The 574-nt window shown below is 62.7% G+C and carries 1 protein-coding gene; it reads left to right on the top strand.

What is annotated here, in order from left to right; genetic code table 11:
- Window positions 1-14: 14 nt before the first annotated feature.
- Window positions 15-574, top strand: a 560-nt coding sequence (locus tag ACM9ME_RS15460) for a MobA/MobL family protein (protein WP_415644351.1), incomplete at its 3' end; no start/stop codon positions are given.

Genomic DNA, 574 nt, shown 5'->3' with positions numbered 1-574 from the left:
CTTATGGCCAGGATATGCGGTCGACCCACCGCACCGCCAAATGCTCTTACTGGTATATCAACCGGATGACCGGCATCGACGAGGTCGGGCCGACCCCGGATTATGCAGCGCGCAACGACTTGGTCGATCGCGGCCGTTGCGGTCCGAGCCGCGCCAATGATCCGGCGCTCGACGGCATCAAGCTGTGGGAGCTGATGGACCAGGTGGCCCGCATCAATCGGCCCACTGAAGCAACGCTGGCGCATTGCGTCGCGTCGCTGCCCATCCACGAAACCCCCGCGACCTGGCGCGATATCGTCGAAGGATTCTGCGAAGATCACCTCGCCTCGCAGGGCATGGTCACCGATTGGGCGATCCACGCCCAAGCCGAAGGGGAGGGCGAGCGGCTAATCCTGCCCCATGTTCATATGCTTATTACGACGCGCGGGTTTGATGGTTCGCATGTCGAATTTGGGAAGCGGCGGCAGAATTGGTTGCGGACCCCCGCCGCCTGCAAATCCCTCGCCGATAAATGGTATCCGCTGGTCGGGCTTTATCCTCAGGTGATGGGCGTCCCGCTGCGCACGTTGGCGGC

This window comes from Sphingomonas antarctica, assembly GCF_965137005.1.
Lineage (GTDB): Bacteria > Pseudomonadota > Alphaproteobacteria > Sphingomonadales > Sphingomonadaceae > Sphingomonas_O > Sphingomonas_O antarctica.
This window is presented reverse-complemented; position numbering and strand designations above follow the sequence as displayed.